The 18,503-nt window shown below is 73.1% G+C and carries 13 protein-coding genes; 7 read left to right on the forward strand and 6 right to left on the reverse strand.

Annotated features, from left to right (window positions below):
- The first annotated feature begins 151 nt into the window (after positions 1-151).
- The 4 genes from IE237_RS23145 to IE237_RS23160 all read left to right on the forward strand — a co-directional run bounded on the left by IE237_RS23145 (position 152) and on the right by IE237_RS23160 (position 5,130).
- Positions 152-1,453 carry an esterase/lipase family protein gene (locus IE237_RS23145; protein WP_229842834.1) on the forward strand — a complete coding sequence of 434 codons (1,302 nt, stop codon included), beginning with the start codon at positions 152-154 and terminating at the stop codon, positions 1,451-1,453.
- Between the two features lie 26 nt (positions 1,454-1,479).
- On the forward strand, positions 1,480-2,505 hold the full coding sequence (locus IE237_RS23150) for an alpha/beta hydrolase (protein ID WP_189803983.1): 1,026 nt from the start codon (positions 1,480-1,482) through the stop codon (positions 2,503-2,505).
- Positions 2,502-3,959: a carboxylesterase/lipase family protein gene (locus IE237_RS23155; RefSeq protein WP_189803984.1), complete on the forward strand. Its 1,458-nt coding sequence runs from the start codon at positions 2,502-2,504 to the stop codon at positions 3,957-3,959. The genes IE237_RS23150 and IE237_RS23155 overlap by 4 nt, the downstream gene beginning before the upstream one ends.
- A 76-nt stretch (positions 3,960-4,035) precedes the next feature.
- Complete coding sequence (locus IE237_RS23160; protein ID WP_189803985.1) at positions 4,036-5,130, forward strand: hypothetical protein; 1,095 nt, start codon at positions 4,036-4,038, stop codon at positions 5,128-5,130.
- A 516-nt stretch (positions 5,131-5,646) separates the two neighbouring features.
- Here the strand turns inward: IE237_RS23160 and IE237_RS23165 are convergent.
- The 3 genes from IE237_RS23165 to IE237_RS23175 all read right to left on the reverse strand — a co-directional run bounded on the left by IE237_RS23165 (position 5,647) and on the right by IE237_RS23175 (position 7,867).
- Positions 5,647-6,513, reverse strand: coding sequence for a GNAT family N-acetyltransferase (locus IE237_RS23165; RefSeq protein WP_189803986.1), 867 nt, complete (start codon positions 6,511-6,513; stop codon positions 5,647-5,649).
- A 140-nt stretch (positions 6,514-6,653) separates the two neighbouring features.
- Positions 6,654-7,241, reverse strand: a complete 588-nt coding sequence (locus tag IE237_RS23170) for a DUF1707 SHOCT-like domain-containing protein (protein WP_189803987.1) — start codon at positions 7,239-7,241, stop codon at positions 6,654-6,656.
- Positions 7,238-7,867 (reverse strand): TetR/AcrR family transcriptional regulator, encoded by a 630-nt coding sequence (locus IE237_RS23175; protein ID WP_189803988.1) that lies wholly within the window; start codon positions 7,865-7,867, stop codon positions 7,238-7,240. The genes IE237_RS23170 and IE237_RS23175 overlap by 4 nt, the downstream gene beginning before the upstream one ends.
- A gap of 388 nt (positions 7,868-8,255) precedes the next feature.
- Between IE237_RS23175 and IE237_RS23180 the strand changes: the two genes are divergently transcribed.
- The 3 genes from IE237_RS23180 (at position 8,256) to IE237_RS23190 (ending at position 11,353) form a co-directional block, all read left to right on the forward strand.
- Positions 8,256-8,756, forward strand: coding sequence for a hypothetical protein (locus IE237_RS23180; RefSeq protein WP_189803989.1), 501 nt, complete (start codon positions 8,256-8,258; stop codon positions 8,754-8,756).
- Between the two features lie 238 nt (positions 8,757-8,994).
- A complete protein-coding gene (locus IE237_RS23185; RefSeq protein WP_189803990.1) occupies positions 8,995-9,516 on the forward strand; it encodes a hypothetical protein in 522 nt (173 codons plus the stop codon).
- A gap of 184 nt (positions 9,517-9,700) precedes the next feature.
- Positions 9,701-11,353: a long-chain fatty acid--CoA ligase gene (locus tag IE237_RS23190; RefSeq protein ID WP_189803991.1), complete on the forward strand. Its 1,653-nt coding sequence runs from the start codon at positions 9,701-9,703 to the stop codon at positions 11,351-11,353.
- Between the two features lie 49 nt (positions 11,354-11,402).
- Here IE237_RS23190 and IE237_RS23195 read toward each other — a convergent pair whose 3' ends face one another.
- The 3 genes from IE237_RS23195 to IE237_RS23205 form a co-directional block, all read right to left on the reverse strand.
- Positions 11,403-11,831 (reverse strand): hypothetical protein, encoded by a 429-nt coding sequence (locus tag IE237_RS23195; protein ID WP_189803992.1) that lies wholly within the window; start codon positions 11,829-11,831, stop codon positions 11,403-11,405.
- On the reverse strand, positions 11,828-12,946 hold the full coding sequence (locus tag IE237_RS23200; RefSeq protein WP_189803993.1) for a flavin-containing monooxygenase: 1,119 nt from the start codon (positions 12,944-12,946) through the stop codon (positions 11,828-11,830). The genes IE237_RS23195 and IE237_RS23200 overlap by 4 nt, the downstream gene beginning before the upstream one ends.
- Before the next feature lie 136 nt (positions 12,947-13,082).
- The coding region (locus IE237_RS23205; RefSeq protein WP_189803994.1) for a non-ribosomal peptide synthetase at positions 13,083-18,503 on the reverse strand (5,421 nt) is incomplete at its 5' end.

Raw genomic sequence — 18,503 nt, forward strand, 5'->3', positions numbered from 1 at the left:
ATGCTGCGTTCACGCCCCATGCGTGAGGCGGCCAATGTGTGGTTCGCCCCTATGCCCTGCACGCGCACCTGCGCCTACCGTGTGCGGACCCGGTGCCGGGACGGCCATCGGGCGGACGCGCCAGGAGCGCACGAGTGGGGGAGGCCGGAACATGGCCGACAGAAGAAGTCCGGGGCGCCGGTGGAGACTGCGCGCGGCCCGGATCATGGCCGTGGTGGGGGTCGTCGCGGCCGCCGTGGTGGCGTCACCCGCCGCGGCGAGCGGCGCGGCCGCTCCCTCCTACCTGACCCTGGAGGCGAGCTACGGAGCGGGGACCGTCACCAACGGCTGGGAGCGAGTCGAGCGCTATCTCGACACGACCACCGGATTCCGCACCGAGGGCTTCCCGGCGGACGGCCGCGGCGACCAGGACGGCAAGCGCGTCACCTACTTCGGTGGCGCCACCCGGCCCTCCTCGGGCCGGTTCCTGCTGTACTCGGCCCCCGGCTGGAACACCGGCAGCCGCACCACACCCGTCCTCCTCGTGCACGGCGCGAACGACACCGCGGACCGCGCCTGGGCCAACCCCGGCGAATCGGGCGGCTACGGCTGCGGCGCCGCCTCGTGCCCCTCCACCGGACTCATGCAGTACCTCTCCGGGCGCGGTCACCGCGTCTTCGCCGTCGGCTTCGCGCACAAGCAGGGCGACAACCTGATGCAGGCGCAGATCGTCGGCGACGCGATCGCCGTCATCAAGGCGAAGCTGGGCGTCGACAAGGTCGACCTGGTCGGCTGGAGCAAGGGTGAGATGTCGACCCGCGCGTACGTGTCGTCCCTGAAGCCCGGCTGGGGACGGGCCTACGCCGGCGACGTCCGCCGGCTGATCACCCTCGGCGGCCCCAACGGCGGCTACGACTACCCGTACGCCCACGGCTGGGCCCACGACTTCTCCATCTGGCCGGAGTGCGGAGGCAAGGTCAACGCGCCCTCCCCGCACTCCCACATGACCTGCTACGGCCTGTACACCGCACACCCCGAGTTCTCCATGACCCCCTCCGGCGGTCAGGACAACTACCCCGGCCAGCGCCAGATGCTGGCCCGCTGGGACGGGGTCTACGGAGTCGACGGCGCCGCGCAGGACTGGTACACGACGTACTACGGCGGCCAGGGCTTCGCCACCGCGGGCAGCGGCATCCAGGCCGCCATCGACGCCGGTTCGCTCATCGCCCCGCTGCACAGCGCCGGCGTCCCGGCCTCCGTCACCACCTACCTGCTCGCCGGCGGATCCGCCGACATCGTGGGCATCTTCAACGAGAACCGCGGCCCCAGCGACGGGGTCGTCTTCACCTCCAGCGCGCTCGACACCACCGGCATCCCCACCGTCGGCGGCAAGGCCACCATCGCGGCCGCCAACCACCTCGAACTGGGCTGGCACAGCTCCGCCGCCGCCCAGGTCGCCACCTGGCTCTCCTGAAGACCCGCGACAAGGACCCGAGGACCATGACCACGCTCCACACCCGCCGCGTCACCACCGGCAGACTGACCCAGCAGATCACCGAGGCCAGGTCCGAGGGCGAAGCCGTCGTCTTCGTCCACGGCAACGTCTCCTCCTCCGCGTTCTGGCACAGCACCCTGACCACGCTGCCGGACACCTACCGCCCCCTCGCCGTCGACCTGCGCGGCTTCGGCGGCACCGACCCCCTGCCCGTCGACGCCACACGCGGCCTCCGGGACTACGCCGACGACCTCGCCGAACTGCTCGCGGCGCTCGGCATCGACCGCGCCCACCTGGTCGGCTGGTCCATGGGCGGCGGCGTCGTCATGCAGTACCTGCGCGACCACCCGGCTGCCGTGCGCTCCCTCACCCTGGTCAGCCCGGTCTCCCCGTACGGCTTCGGCGGCACCCACGGAGCGGACGGAACCCTCAACTCCGAGGACGGGGCCGGATCGGGCGGCGGCACGGCCAACCCGGACTTCGTCCGGCTGCTCGCCGAGGGCGACCGGGGCGAGGACTCCCCGCTCTCGCCGCGCTCCGTCCTGACGTCCTGCTACGTCAAGCCGCCGCTCCGCCCCGAGCGCGAGGACGAGTACGTCGAGTCGATGCTCGCCACGCGACTCGGCGACGACCACTACCCGGGCGACAGCACGCCGTCCCCCGCCTGGCCCGGCATCGCGCCCGGCACGCGCGGCGTCCTCAACTGCATGGCCCCGACCCACTTCCGCGTCGACGACCTGCACCTGATCGACCCCAAGCCGCCGGTGCTGTGGATCCGGGGCGAGGACGACATCATCGTCTCGGACACCTCGATGTTCGACCTGGCGCACCTCGGCTCGATCGGCGCGGTACCGGGCTGGGACGGCACCCCGGCGCAGCCGATGCTGGCGCAGACACGGCACGTCCTGGACCGCTACGCGGCGGCCGGCGGCGCCGTGCGGGAGGTCGCCGTGGCCGACGTGGGGCACGCCGTCCACCTCGAACGCCCCGAGGAGTTCGGCAAGGCGCTCATCGAGGTGCTGTCCGCGTGACGGTGTGCCGCACGCGGCAGGGGGAGGTCCGCGGCCGGACCTCCCCCGACGGGGTGACCTCCTTCCTCGGCATCCCGTACGCGGCTCCGCCCTTCGGTGCGCGACGGTTCAGGCCGCCCGCCCCGCCGGAGCCCTGGACGGGCGTACGGGAGGCCACGGCCCACGGGCCGACGCCGCCGCACGCCCCGTACGCGCCGCCCTTCGACACCCTCATCCCGGAGCACGCCGTCCCGGGGGAGGACTGTCTGAACCTGGGCGTCTGGACCCCGGTCCCGGAGCCGGGCGCCGGCCTCCCCGTGATGGTGTGGCTGCACGGAGGGGCGTTCACCAACGGCTCGGGGTCGGCGTCCGCCTACGACGGAGGCGCCTTCGCCCGGGACGGCGTCGTCTGCGTCACGCTCAACTACCGCCTGGGGACGGACGGATTCCTGCGCCTCCCGGGCCGCCCCGACAACCGGGGTCTGCTCGACCAGATCGCCGGACTCCGCTGGGTCCGGGACAACATCGCCTCCTTCGGCGGCGATCCGGACCTGGTGACCGTCTTCGGCGAGTCGGCGGGCGCGATGAGCATCGGCGCCCTCCTGACCACCGAAGCGGCCCGGGGCCTGTTCCGCAGGGCGATCCTGCAGAGCGGGGCCTGTCACCACTTCCTGCGCCCGGCCTCGGCGGCGCTGATCGCGGCCCGGCTCGCGGAGAAGCTGGGCATCGCGGCGGCCCCGGAGGCCTTCGAGGCCGTCCCGCTCAAGGAACTCCTCCCGGCCCAGGCCGAGTTGCGCGCCGAGATCGGCGCCGATCCGGACCCGGCGCGGTGGGGCGAGGCCGTCCTCAACATGATGCCCTTCGAGCCGGTCCTCCCGGGTCTCACCCTCCCCGGCCCGGACTGCGACGTCGACCTCCTCATCGGCAGCAACCGCGAGGAGTACCGGCTGTTCCTGGTCCCGACGGAGCGCCTGCACGTCTTCCCCGAGACCTCGCTCCGCGCGATGACCGCGGGCTACGGACTCGACCCGGCCGAGGCGCTCCCCGTCTACCGGGCCGCCCGGCCGGACGCCACGCCGGGCGAACTCCTCGACGCGGTGGCGACCGACTGGTTCTACCGGATCCCCGCCGTCCGCCTGGCCGAGTCCGTCCCGGGCTCCCACCTCTACGAATTCGCCTGGCGCTCACCCCGGTTCGACGGCACCCTCGGCGCCTGCCACGCCCTCGAACTGCCCTTCGTCTTCGACCGCCTCCACGACCCGTCGTACGCGGGGCTGCTCGGCGCCGACCCGCCCCAGGCCCTCGCGGACGCCGTGCACGGAGCCTGGGTCTCCTTCGCGAAGACGGGCAGCCCCGGCTGGAAGGCGTACGACAGGACGACCCGCACGACGATGACCTTCACCGCCGCACCGGGGCCCGCCCCCGTCGACGACCCGCGGGCACGGGAGCGGCTCCTCTGGGAGGGGGTGCGCTGAGGGACCGGGCGCCGGCTCGGGGACGGCGCGCCGGGAACCCTGTCGGCCGGCACCCGCGCCCTGCACAATCGCTCCCATGACGATCACCACGGTCGCGTCGCCCGCACCCCGTCAACCGGCAGCCCTGGCACGGGGGTTCCTGACGGGCGGCGTGATCGGGACGTCCCTCGCCGCTCTCGTCGTCGGCGGGATCGTCGAGAGCGTGCCGCTGTTCGTCGCGGGACTGGTCCTGCCCGCGCTCTACGGCCTGCTCCGCTTCCTCGCCGGTGCGCCGCGGCGCGCCCGGGAGGCGGCCGTCGTTCCCCGTACGGCTCTCGCGTCGATCGAGGACCGGCACGTCGTCGGAGGTGAGACGAGCGACGTACCGGTGCGCTTCGGACTCACCGTCGCACCGGACGACGCGCCGGCCTTCCGGGTGGAGGTCACGCAGGACATCAACATCGTCGATCTGCCCGACCACCGGCCCGGCGGCATCGTCGTGGTCACCTATCCACCGGACCGGCCGTGGCGGGTGAGGATCGTGAAACGGCCGACACCGGAGTGGGAGGACCGTGCGGCCGGGGCCCGCCTCGACCCCGCGCCCGGGCCGGCCGTGGTGAGGGAACCCCAGGAGAGCGGTGCCGTCGGCTTCGTCAGGCTCTTCGGCCTGCTGCTCGGCGCGACCGCCGTGATCCTGCTGTTCCGCGCGGAGCTGTTCGACGAGGACACCGCCGCCGGACGAGCGCCCGCCTCCTCGAAGCCGTCCGTCTCCGCCACCTCCTGGACCGTGGTCGTGTCCTCCGGCTCCGGCACCGTCGCTCTCGGTCCCGACCGGTCGTTCCTCGACGAGGGCGAGCTGGGCCGGGCCATCGGTTCCCTCACCGACGGCCCGGGAACGCGCGAGGTGCTGACCGTCGTCGTACAGGAACGCCTGCTGTCGGTGGTGTTCTCTCCCACCGGTACGCGAGGCCCGCGGTTCGACCCGCGATCCCTGCCCCACGAACGGATCCCCGGCCTGGTCGAGGAGGCCACCACCACGCTCGGTGTCCACTCCCCGCTGACCTGGCAGCTCACCGCCGACCGCCTCGGCGGCTCCCTCAGGATCAGGGTCGGCGTGACCGGCCCCGAAGGCACGGCCTCCCTGGAGGCGGACGGACGGGGCACGGTGGTGCGGCGCACACCGGCACGGTGAGGTGACGTGGGAGCGCGCGGTACTCGGACGGCAGGGCCCGGTGGGCCGTCCCCGGAGCGGCTGGAGGAAGAGGACGCATGGACCTGCACGGGTATCTGGCGCTGTGGTGCGGGGCGTTCGGCGCTCTGGCGCTGATCGGGTACGGGCGGTCGCTGGCCGGGGCGACCCGGGCCCAGCGGACCGTGACGGCGGTGGGGCGGATCGGCCGGGTGCGCGAGCCCCGGCACGGAAGCTCCCCGAAGGACGGGATATCCGTCGTCGTCACCTTCCACGACCCGTCCACCGTCGGACCCCGCCGCCGCGTACGGCAGGGACGTCGCGGTCCACTACGCGCCCGCCGACCCGGCCGTCTTCACCCTGGACGCCGAAGCCGAACGCCGTCACCCGAAGCAGTACATCGTCCTCAACGCCGTGGTCCTGCTCGTGGTGGTGGCGACGACCGCCGTGGGCGTGGTCGCCCTGTGACGTGCGTCCAGGGCACGGGCAGGTCCCGCGAGGCCGTCCCGGGTGGTGTCCTCAGGCCGCCCGGTACCGGTCCCGGACCTCGGGGCGGCGCAGGAAGCCGGCCGACGCGTAGGTCGCGACGGCGCCCACGTTGGAGCTCGGCGTGCAGACGAGCGCGCTCGACGCGCCCAGCTCCCGGAGGGCCGCCGCGGCGGCGACGCTGATCGCCCTGCCGTGACCCCGGCGGCGATGGTCCGGGTGCACGCCCATCGGTTCGAGCAGTCCGGGCCTGCCGGGGCCGGCCGACCACACCGTCACCGCCGCCACCGCCTCGCCGCGGTCGTCGTACGCCACCAGACTCCGGGCGTCGGCGTAGGGAAGGCCGGACGCCATCGCGTGCCAGCGCCGCTCCGTGAACGTCGACCCCTCGAACGCCGCCCGCTGCACCGCGGCGAACGCGTGCGCCCGCTCCGGCCCGACCACCTCGATCCGTACACAGGGATCCCCCACGGGCTCCGTGAGGTCGTGGCGCAGCGGTGTCCACGGCTCGTCGAGGTCCCAGCCGTGCCCGGACAGCAGGTCCTGGACCAGCGCGCCGACCGGTGCCTCGATGTTCACCCGTCCCTCCGGCAGGACACCGCGCCCGGGGTCCGTCACGTCCTCGACCAGGCGCCGTGCCAGCTCCTCGTCCCGGAGGACGTCCGGCGCGAGCGTCAGGCGCAGGAGCCCGGGGCCGTCCAGGAGCCCGACGGCGAGGAGCCGCCCGTCCCGGCTCCAGGTCCTGACCGCGGCGGCGGTGGCCTCCGCACCGGACCGCCAGAACCAGCCCAGGTCCCCCGGGTGCAGCTGTGTCTGCGCCCCCTCGTCCTGCCACTCCCGCAGCACGGCCACGGCCTTGCCCAGTCCCTCGACTTCCGGCTCGCCCAAGATGATCGCCATGCCCCGATCACACACCACCGCGACGGAGGCCCGCACCTGGTTTCCGGGGCGCCGGCAGGGGGCTCAGCCCGACACGGAGGTCTCGTGGCGCCGCCGGTCGCCACGCGTCTCCGACCGGGCCACGACGACGGCCGCGACGCTCAGGGGGAAGGCGGTGCCGGCCGGTTCGGGGAGGTGTCGGTGACGACCGCGCCGAAGAGCGCCAGGCCCTTGATCACGACGCGTGGCGTGCCCGGCCTGCCGACGCGCCGGGCCGCGCGCCTGCCGACGAGGCCGAAGAGCCCGAACCCCCGTACCTCGACGTCGACGTCCGCCGGGACCACGATCTTGGTGCCGCCCCACAGGGCGACGGCGCGGATCACGGTGTCCTGACTGCTGAAGCGCGCCTCGGTGAGGTCGACCCTGCCGCCGCCCCACATCGACCAGAGGGTCATGCGGGGCGGCACGACCCATGCGCCCGTGCGCTCGAAGCCGCCGAAGACACCGGCGACGAAGGCGCCCGAGGTCGGCGGCCGGTCCACCACGAGCGCGTCCCGCGGGCCGGGGCTCGGCAGACCGCGGCAGGCCGCCTCCAGCTCGCCCCGGGTGCGCGAGGCGTGCACCTCGTCGAGCCGGGCGGTCAGATCGGCCAGCGGCAGCCGGCCGTTCTCGACGGCGGCGCGCAGCCGTTCCTCGGCGTCGGTGCGTTCGCGGTCCGAGGCGAGGATGTCGAGGTCGTGCTGCGTCATGGGGTCGACCCTCCGAGATGGGCGGCGAGGACAGAGGACAGTGCGGTGCGGTAGGCGGCGTCGTGCCCGGGATCGTCCGGGTCGTGCCCGAGGGAGGTGAGCCAGTAGCGCCGGCCGAGGGCGTAGCCGTAGGCGCCGGACATGGCCAGCAGGACGACCCTCTCGATCCGCGCCCGGTCGGGGCCCTCGGGCGGGGGGAGCACCGCGTGGACGCCCTCCTCGATGGCGTCGACGAGGCGGGAGAGGTCCGTGGGGGAGTCCGGGGTTGTCTCGTGGTCCCAGCCGTGGAGCTGGGACCACGTCCAGAGCCGGACGAAGCGCTCGTCGGCGAGGATGTCGAAGAGGACCTCGGTCATCGCGTCCGCGTACGGCACGCTCCCGTCGGCCCGCAGGCGTTCCCGTACGCGCTCCCGCTTGCGCTCGTTCTCGCGTTCCAGGACGGCCCGCACCAGCGCCCGGTAGGTGCCGAAGTAGTGGGTGACGAGCCCGTGCGTCACCCCCGCCGCCTCCGCGACCCGGCGCAGTCCCACTCCGTCGGGGCCGTGTCGCGCGATCAGCTCGGTGGCGGCGTCCAGGATCTCGGCGCGTGCCTGGTCCGGGGTGCGCCGGCGTCGTGGTGCGGGCATGCGGCCTTCCTTGTTGGCAAGGTGGACAACAACCTGTTGTCCAGCTTGCCGACAAGCTGAGGTCCGGTCAACTCGCGCTGTTCTCGCGGGGGTGTCGCGGGTGGCCGGTTCTGGCGGGGCCCCTCCCGGCGCCCTCGCGCGCAGTCGTCGGCTCCTGGGTGGCCCTGACCGGGGTCCTCCGGGGTGACGCGCGTGTGTCCGCATGCAGGTGTCACGTCACCGGGTTCCGGAAACCGTTTGGCCTGAATGGCTCGACGGAAGGGGCCCCGATCATGGAAACTGTCGTCAACGGCCCTACAAGTGGGCCCAGTTCGACAAGAACTGACAAATGCGGGGGGATAACATGGCACGACTTGCACTTCGTCGTTCGGCGCGCATAGCAGGCGCGATGGCCGGAGCTGCGCTGATCGTCGGGGGTACGGCCGGGGTCTCGAACGCCGCGGTGACCCCTCCTCCGGGGGCGACCGCGTTCACCGGTGCGGGGAACTACGGGGTGGTCACGAGCGAGCACCCCGACACCACGGGCTGCAACGGCTACAAGGTGGTCGGCTCGGGGACCGTCACCGGCAACCGGATCACCGGCGGTGGCACCTGGACGCAGAAGGAGGACGCGTGTACCGCGACCGTCCCCGGCAAGTGGGACATCAACGGCACGGTGACCATCAAGGAGGCGGACGGTGACCAGCTCTTCTTCACCTACCACCTCAGCGCGCCGCTGACGGCGGACACCATGGTCTACCCGACCGGCACGTTCACGATCACCGGCGGCACCGGCAGCTTCGACGAGGCGGTCGGCGGCGGCAAGATGAACGCCACGGTCAACCTGCTGGACAAGGATCACGTCAGCGCCGTCCTCGACGGCTCCATGGGCTTCCGCTGGCAGATCTGAGTCACCGTCGCATGAATGCGCCTGACGGAACGGTGCCGTGAGGTGCGAGCGGAGCCGGCTTCCCAGCGGAGGCCGGCTCCGCTTATTTGTGCGCGACGCCGGGGTCGAATGCCTCGACGGAAGGGCCCCCGATCAGGGAAGCTTGTCCCCAACAGCCCTTGAGATAGGGCCAGTTGGGCACCATCTGACAAGTTCGGGGGAGAACATGAAGAGAGTCGCCCGCAGATGGCCGGCGCGCATGGCAGGCGTGGCAGCCGGAGCGGTACTGATCGCCGGAGGCACGACCGGTGTCACCTTCGCCGCCGAGACCGGCCACACGGCCGCCGTCGCCGCGGCGTACCTCCCGACGGTCGACATCACCAGCAATTTCGCGGTGGTCGCGACCACGCATCCCGACACCGTGGGCTGCAACGGCTACAACGTGACCGGGACGGGGACCTCCACCGGCAAGCCGGTCACCAGCGCGACCTGGACCCAGCAAGAGGTCGTGTGCACCGCGACGCTCCCCGGCAAGTACGACATCAAGGGGACCGCGACGATGACGGAGGCCGACGGCGACAAGCTCGTCATCAGCTACTCGCTCACCGCGCCGCTCACGTCGGACACCATGGTCTACCCGTCCGGCACGTTCAAGATCCTCAACGGCGCCGGCAGCTACGCCTTCGTGTCCGGCAGCGGCAAGATGACCGCCCGCGTCAACCTGCTGGACCACGGCCACGTCAGCAGCACGCTGCTGGGCGACATCCAGTACACGGGCTGACCCCACCGGCGTCGATCCCTGCCGGGCGACGTCGGCCCGGGCCGACCCGAGGCCGGTCCACGCCGGCCGACGATCGGTCCACCCCGGGTGGCGGCGGCGCGTCGCCGCCACCCGCTGTCAGAGCCGGCCCCGCCGTCCGGGGCCGGCTTCGCCATGCTCACCACACTTTCCGAGGGGCCGCACCATGAAGAGCACGATGCAGGACCGCGAACTGCTGGTTCGCGACATCCTCGCGCACGGACAACGCGTCTACGGGGACAGCCGGGTGGTGCGATGTGCCGACGGGCCGACCGCACGGTCCTTACAGTCCTTCGCCGACATCGCCCGCCAGGCCGAGCAGCTGGCCGCGGCGCTCACCCGGCTCGGCGTACAGCTCGGCGAGCGGGTCGCCACACTGGCCTGGAACACCCCCGAGCACCTGGTGGCGTACCTCGCCGTACCGAGCATGGGAGCGGTGCTCCACACCCTCAACCTGCGTCTCCACCAGGACCAGTTGGGCTACATCGTCGAACACGCCGAGGACGCCGTCCTCCTCGTCGACGCGACCCTCCTCGACATGCTCACCCCCCTGCGGGACCGGCTGGGCGGCGTACGCCACGTCGTCGTCATCGGCGACGCGCCCGAGCCGGACCTGCCCGCGCACATCGCCGTCCACCGCTGGGACGCACTCCTCGCCGCCGAGCGGCCCGGATTCGACTGGCCCGACCTCGACGAACGGGAGGCGGCGGCGCTCTGCTACACCACCGGCACCACCGGCGACCCCAAAGGCGTGGCCTACAGCCACCGCTCGATCATCCTGCACACGCTGGGCGTCTCCACCGGCGCCGGATTCGCGATGCACGACGGCGACCGCGTCCTGCCGATCGTGCCCATGTTCCACGCCAACGCCTGGGGCTGGCCGTACGCCGCCTGGCTGGCGGGCTCCGACCTGATCATGAACGGCCGGCAGCTGCACACCCCGGACCTGGCCCGGATCATCAACGAGGAACGGCCCACCGCGGTCGCGGCGATCTGCACGATCTGGAACGCCCTCGTCCACCACGGCGAGGAGCATCCGCTCGACCTGAGCGCCGTACGGCTCGCCGGCTGCGGCGGCGCCACCCCGCCGCGCGCCCTGCTCCAGCAGCTCAAGGACCGCTACGGAGTCCGCCTGAAGCAGGGCTGGGGACTCACCGAGACCAGCCCCCTCGCCACCTTCGCCGTCCCCCCGTACGGCACCCCGGACGAGGACGAGGTCCACTGGCTGGCCAAGAGCGGCCGCGTGATGCCCTTCGTCGAGGTGCGGCTGATCGCGGAGGACGGCGGCGAACAGCCCTGGGACGGAACCTCCGTGGGCGAACTGGAGCTGCGCGGACCCTGGGTCACCGGCTCGTACCTCCACACCGAGGACTCGCCGGAGAAGTTCCACGACGGCTGGCTGCGCACCGGCGACCTGGGAGTGATCGAACCCGGCGGCTGGGTCGTGGTCAGCGACCGGCTCAAGGACGGCATCAAGAGCGGCGGCGAGTGGATCTCCACCATCGAGCTCGAGAACGCGATCATCGAACACCCCGCCGTCCTGGAGGCGGTCGTGGTCGGCGTGCCCGACCCGCGCTGGGAGGAACGCCCGCTGGCCTGCGTGTCGCTGGTGCCGGGCGCCGGGGTCGACGGGGACGAGCTGCGCGCGTTCCTGACCGGCCGGGTGGCGCGCTGGTGGATACCCGAGCGGTGGTCCTTCGTGGACGCCGTCCCCAAGACCAGCGTCGGTAAGTACGACAAGAGGGCCGTGCGGACCCTGTACGGGGACGGGGCACTGGACGTCTGGACGCCGGGCGGCTCCGGGGCAGCGCGGGAGTGAGCGCGAAGGCGGCGCCCCGGATCACCCGGAGCGCCGCCTCCCGTACGTCTCAGACAGTCGGCAGAGCCTCCGCCAGCAGCTCCCGCTGCCCGTCGGGGCCCAGGCCCAGCTCCCGTACCCAGCGGAGGGTCAGGACGAGGCGCGCCTGCATCGTCCGCTCGGGGTCCAGGTGCGCACCGCCCCGCACCGGCTCGTCGCCCAGGCCGTCGGCGACCAGGCGTTCGAGGGCCGCGGCGTCGAAGTCCTCCGCGCCGGCCTCCAGCGAGCCGAGGAACTCCGCGACGTACGCGCTGATCTCCCCAGCCGTCGCGCCCCGCGGGAAGCGGCGGCGGGCCGCGAGCCCGAAGGCGGCGCCGACCGCCTGCCCGTACTGCGCGTCGGTGGGGTCGAGGGCGGCGGACTTCTGAGCGAACCCGATGAAGTCGAACGCCAGCAGCGCGCCGAGTACGTCGAGTTCCGTCGTGGCGGCGGTCGTCATGCCGGCTCACCTTCTGCCGTGGGAGAAGCGGTCGTGGTGCTCTGGGCGGCGGCGGTGATCGCCGCCGCGGCGCGCTCGGCGTCCCGGCCGACGAAGCCGATCAGCGCCGAGCCGCGGGTACGCATCCGGTAGAGCCCCAGGTAGTGGCTGCCGGGCAGCACCCCCGTGCCCTCGGTGTGCCGGGGCTGCCCCTCGTCGTCGAGCATCTCCGGGTCGAGCCAGCTCCAGTCGGTGAGATAGCCGGTCGCCCAGATCACCGCGGACGGCTTCACGCGCTCACCGTCCGAGACCAGCAGCTCGGCACCCTCGGCCCCGGTGACCCGGCCCACCGTGCGCATCCGGCCCGCCGCCACCAGCTCCGGCACCCGGTCGCCGACGATCGGATCCGGCGCCTGCATGTTCACCGGCAGGCTCATCACGCCGAGGACGCTCATCCACCAGAACATGTCCCGGCCGACGACCGTCTGCGGCAGGGGCGGGGAGACCGCCTCGCTGCAGCTGAGCACCACACTGTGGGTCTCGGAGAGCTCCGCCGCGATCTGCCGGCCGGAGTTGCCGTCGCCGACGACCACCACGGTGCCCGGCGGCACCTGGGCGGCGCCCTGGTACTCGCTGGTGTGCAGGGTGGGCACGTCCGGGCTCAGCCCGGCGGCGAAGTCCGGGACCCGCGCCGCGCCGAACGCGCCGGTCGCGATCACGACCTGCTCGGCCCGGCAGTCGCCGTGCGCGGTGGTCAGCAGATAGCCGTCACCGTCCCTGCGCAGCGACAGCACCCGGTGGTCGGTCAGCACGGGGAGGTCGAACCGCTCGGCGTAGTCCCGCAGATACGCCACCACCTCGTCCTTGCCGGGGTAGTGCGCGCGGTCGCCGGGGAAGGGCAGGCCCGGCAGCCCGGAGAACTGCGCGGACGTGAACAGCTTCAACGACTCCCAGCGCCGCTGCCAGGTCTCGCCGACCTCGCTCCCCGCGTCGAGCACCACACACGCGATCCCGGCCTGCCGCAGGTGGTACGCGGCGGCGAGGCCGGACTGGCCCGCCCCGATGACGGCGACCCGTACGGTGGCCGGCAAGGTGCTGGTCGGCCGCCTCGTCGGGTCGGCCTGATCTTTTCGCATACGGAATGTCCTCACTTCTTGGACCTGGACCCCGCGGAACCGCGGGACCGGTCCGGGGTGCATCGGCCGGACCGGGGCGAACCCGGTCCGGGGTGGACCGGCCGGGCCGCCTCGCGGGCGGCCCGGCCGGTTCGGGTCAGTGCGCGTCGAGGGCCCGGCGCAGCTCGCCGGCCAGGACGCGCAGCCGCTCGCCGCGCATCACCGTGTAGTGGTCACCGGGGACGTCGACGAGGGCGGCGTCACCGGGGAAGTACCGCATCCAGCGGTTCGCGGTCTCGACCGTCGCACCGCCGTCCGCGGCCCGCAGCGACACCACGCGCCCGGCGAAGGCGCTCGGCGTGTGGCGCAGGAGGGCCCGGTAGTTGTTCCGGAACCGGCCGACGATCCCGCTCAGCGTGTCGAGGTCGATGTCCTCGGACAGCGCCCCCGCGGCACGCGCCTCGGCGTGCAGCACCTCCACCGGCGGACGGCCGTCGAAGGCCTCCGGCGCCAGCGCCCAGTCGACCCCGGCGAGACCCGCCAGGTCGCGGGCGAACCAGGACAGCAGCGTCTCGTCGGAGACGGGCGCCCCCTCGGCCGGTCCGGGCTCCACCATCAGGTCGATCACGGTGAGCAGTTCGACCTCGGCGCCCGCCGCGGTGAGCTGGGCCGCCATCTCCAGGGCGATCACGCCGCCCATCGACCAGCCGCCGAGCCGGTACGGACCGTCCGGCAGCGCCTCGCGGACCGCCGCGACGTAGTGGCCGGCCATGGCCTCGACGCTGAGCAGTTCCGTGTCCGGCAGCTGCAGCGCGTAGAACGGCTGGTCCTCGCCGAGGAGTTCGGCGAGCTCCGCGTAGCAGAGCACGTCACCGCCGACCGGGTGGACGAACACCAGAGGAGTCCGCGCGCCACCGGTGCGCACCGGCACCAGCGCCTTCCGGCCCGCCTCGCCGCTCCCGGCCTCCCGGACCGCCTGCGCGAGCAGCTCGATCGTCGGCCGGGCGAACAGCGTGGACAGCGGCAGGCTGCGGCCGAGACCGCGCGCGATCCTGGCCATCAGCCGCACCGCGAGCAGCGAGTCCCCGCCGAGGTCGAAGAAGCTCGCGGTCACCCCGATCTCGCCGACGCCGAAGAACTCCGCCCAGATCTCCGCGAGCCCGCGCTCCACCTCGTCGCGGGGCGCCACGAAGCCGGCGCCTTCCGCGGCGACCTCGTCCGCTGCCGGCAGAGCCGCCCGGTTGACCTTCCCGTTGTCGCTGAGCGGCAGCTCGTCCAGGACGAGGACGCGCTGCGGCACCAGGTGCGCCGGGACCAGCGCGCGCAGCGCCTCGGTGATCTGCTGCTCCGTGTCGTCACGCCCCTCGTCGAGGACGACGTACGCGATCAGCCGCTTGGGACCGTGCTGCTCGCCCGCCGCGACGACCGCGGCGCTCCGCACCCCCTCGCACTGGGTGAGCGCGCACTCCACCTCGCCCAGCTCGATCCGGTAGCCCTGGATCTTCACCTGGGAGTCCAGCCGGCCGAGGAACTCGATGGTGCCGTCGGGCAGGAAGCGTCCCATGTCGCCGGTGCGGTAGAGACGCTCACCGGTGACCGGGTGGTGCAGGAACGCGGCGTTGGTCTTGGCCTCGTCGTTCAGGTAGCCGCGGGCCAGACCGACCCCCGCGATGTAGAGGTCGCCCGGCACCCACACGGGGCAGGGGCGCATCGCGCTGTCCAGCACGTGGAAGCGCTGGTTACGCATCGCCTTGCCGTACGGGATGCTCACGCAGTCGTCCGCGACGTCGCCGATGGGGTGCAGGATCGACCAGATCGACGCCTCCGTGGCGCCGCCGAGGCTCCACTGCTCGGCGTCCGGCAGCAGCAGCCGGATCCGTCCGGGCAGCGACACCGGGATCCAGTCACCGCTCATCATGACGAGCCGCACCGGCAGCCCGGTCAGCCCGTTCGAGAGGGCGTGCTCGGTGAACATCTCCATCAGCGCGGGCACGCTGTTCCAGATCGTCACCTTGTGCTCGGTGACGAGTTCCGCCCAGCGGGCGGGCTCACGGTGCGCCGCCGGCTCCGGCAGGACGAGGGCGCCGCCCACCGAGAGCAGTCCGAAGACGTCGTAGACCGACAGATCGAAGTGCATCGCGGACAGCCCGAGGGCCCGGTCCGCCGCGGTGACGCCGTACCGCTCGTTGACGTCGACCACCGTGTTCAGGGCCGCGCCGTGCTCGATCATCACCCCCTTGGGCAGCCCGGTGGAGCCCGAGGTGAAGATCACGTAGGCGAGGTCGCCCGGCTTGGCACCGGACTCGCCGAGCGGGGCCTCCTCGCCCGCGTCGTCGGCCCGCACCACGGTCCTGGTCACGCCCTGCGGCCAGTCGGCCGTCTCCTCCACCCACGGCTGGGTGACGACCTGGCTGATCCCGGCACTGTCGAGCAGCACGTGCAGCCGCTCGACCGGCACCCGGGCGTCGATCGGGACGTACGCCGCCCCGGCCCGCAGGATGCCGAGCGCCGCGACGACCTGCTCCCAGCCCTTGTCCATGACGATCGCCACCAGGTCGCCGGGACCGGCTCCCTGGGCGCGCAGCGCGTGCCCCACCTGGTTCGACCTGCGGTCGAGCTCCCCGTACGTCAGGGTCAGCGCCTGCGAGATGACGGCGGGCGCGTCGGGCGTGGCCTCGGCCTGGGCGAGCACCGCGTCGTGCAGCAGTCCGTCGGGCACGGGCCCGTCGGTGTCGTTGGCCTCGGCCCGCACGTCCAGGTCGGCGGCCGGCACGAGCGCCGGCCTGGGCCGCTGCCAGGCCGCCGGGTCGGCGGCCAGCTCGTGCAGCATCCGCTGGTACGCGGCGAACATGGCGTCCACACAGCCCGCCGGGAACAGCTCCTCGATCACGTCCCAGTTCAGGACGAGCTCACCGGCCTCCTCGACCGCCTGGTGGTCCAGCCACACCTGCGGCGTGCGGACCGAACTGCTCACCTGGCGGCCGTTCTCACCGATCCCGGCGAGGTACTGCACGACTCCGCGGCGCTCGCTGTCCTGCTGGCCCGCGAAGTTCACCAGGCTCGTGAAGACCACCGGCGCGGCGGCCCGCATCGAGGCGCCGCGCGCCCGGTTCAGCTCCCGGAGCACCTGCACACCACTGACCTGGCTGTGCTCCATGTCGCTCCACAGCCGCGCCTGCACCTCGTTCGCGCGGGTGGCGAACGTGTCGTCGGCGGAGTCGCGGATCTCCAGCATCAGAGTGGTGGAGAAGTTGCCGATGACGTCGCCGACCTGCCGGTGCAGGGGCAGCCGGTTGAAGTACAGCAGGTTCAGCGAGAAGTCGGGCGTGGCGCTCCACTCCGCGATCACCTGCGAGTACGCGGTGCACAGCGCCGCGGACGGGCTCACCCCGGCCGTCGCCGCGTGCTCCTTGAACCGGTCCCACTCCTCCTTCGGGAGCGTCGCCCCACGGTGGTTGAACACCGGCCGGTCGAGACTCGACGGGGCCACGGCCAGCGGCAGCTGGGGCGCGGGCGGAAGGGTGTCGAGCCGGTCACGCCAGTAGGCGAGCGCCCGGTCGTACTCGGGGCCGCACTCCAGCTCACGGGCCTGCCGGACGTAGTCCCGGTAGCGCAGCTCCAGCTCGGGCAGCTCCTCGCCGCGGTAGTGCGCGGCCCACTCCTTGAACAGGATCGACGTGCTGAAACCGTCGATGACCAGGGCGTCGAAGCCGGCGTGCAGCCGGATCACCCGGTCGTCGATCCGGGTCACCCGCACGTCGAACAGCGGCCAGCGGGCCGTGTCGAGGACCTGGTGCCGCATCTCCTCGTGGACGGCGACCAGCGCGGCCTCCCGCTCGGCCGCAGCCAGGCCGGAGACATCGGTCTCACGGATCACATAGGCCGGGACCTCGCGCTGGACGCGCTGCTCGCCCTCGGCGGTGAAGACGGCCCGCAGCATGTCGTGGCGCTCGATCATCGCCCGGAAGGACGCGCCGAGCCGGTCCAGGTCCACCTGCTCCAGGTCGATCTCGATCTGGAAGTACGTGGAGGTGTTGCCGAGCTCGAAGGCGTCACCACGGCCGACGAGGTACGCCTGCTGGAGATCGGTCAGGGCGAACGGCTCGTAGCGCTCCGCGTCGTCGCCGCCGGGCACGGCGGCCTCCTCGTCCGTCCGCGGGGCCTCCGCCTCGGTTCCGGCGCCGAGGGCGTCGAGGACGTCCCCGGCGATGTCCTCGGTGCTGCGGCCGTTCAGGAAGGACGTCATGGGCAGCAGGACGTCGAACTCCCGGTTCAGCGCCGTCCGGATCTTCATCGCGATCAGCGAGTCCAGACCGAGCGCCTGCAGCGAGTGCCCGACGTCGAGCCGGGCCGCCACGGTGCCCAGCGCCTGGGCGACGGTCCGCGTCACGAGGGCGCGCACCGCCTCGGGCGCCACGGCGGGCGAGACCTCCGGCGCTTCGGCCGGAGCGGGGGCCGGGGGCCGGGCCGCCGGAACGACGGACCGCCGCTCCGGTTCCGACACGACCGGGGGTACGAGGCCGGCCTCGGGTGCACGGGTCGCGGCGAGCTCCGCCGCCGGCCGGTTCAGGGCCGGGACGAAGCGCACGCCGTCGGCCTCGGCGACCAGCCGGCCCTGCGCGGTGAGGAGCCGGATACGCGCCCGGGTCCCGCCGTCGAACAGTTCGGCATGACATCGGAGCCCGTCCTGGGCCCCGCCGCGGTCGTAGTGGACGAAGCGGTCGAGACCGGCCGGCACGAGCGCCGGACCGTCCGTGGCGAAGCAGACGAGCGCCGTCTGGAACATCGCGTCCACGAGCCCGGGGTGGATCAGGTACCGATCCGCCTCGCCGGGCAGCGCGGACCGGATCTCGGCCGTGGCCTCGCCCCGGCCGAGCCTGATCCGCTCCACCCAGCGGGCGGCGGAGCCCAGATACAGGGCGCGCTGCCACAGCAGCCGGTACAGCTCGTCGCCGCTCAGCTCGCGGCCCGAACCCACCGGCGCGAGCGTCACCGTGGGGGCGGCGGACGCACCCGCCCTGGCCCGGCCCTGTGCGTGCAGCTGCCAGCCGCCGGCCGCGTCCTGGGCGTAGTAGCGGAACAGGTCACCGTCCACGATGAGCTGGGCGGCGCGGTCGGCGTCGTCCGACGACCGGTCGATGCCGACCGGTTCGAGCACCAGGTCGACAGGGAGTTCCAGGTCCTCGACGGACACCGGCCCCGCCCCGGCGAGCTCGGTGACCGCCTCGATCAACGACTCCACGAGCACACCGGCGCTGACCACCGGACGTCCGCCGACCACGAAGTCGCCCAGGCTGGGGTGCGCCACCGGGTCGAGCCGCGGGGCGAACTGCGCCTGTGCGAGCGGAGACGACGGCAGCCGCGCACCCAACAGGCGCACCTGCTCCGCGGGTTCCGTCACCGGCCGCGACTCGCCGCGCGGAGCGGCGACGGGTGCGTTCAGGAGCCAGAAGTGCTGTCGCTGGAACGGGTAGGAGGGCAGCTCGACGGCACGGGCCTCGTACGGGGCGAGGAGCGCGGGCCAGTCGACGGTGACGCCGTGGGACCAGGCTTCGGCGGCGGAGGTGACGAAGCGGTC

The sequence above is a fragment of the Streptomyces tanashiensis genome (genome assembly GCF_014648895.1).
Classification (GTDB): Bacteria; Actinomycetota; Actinomycetes; order Streptomycetales; family Streptomycetaceae; genus Streptomyces; species Streptomyces tanashiensis.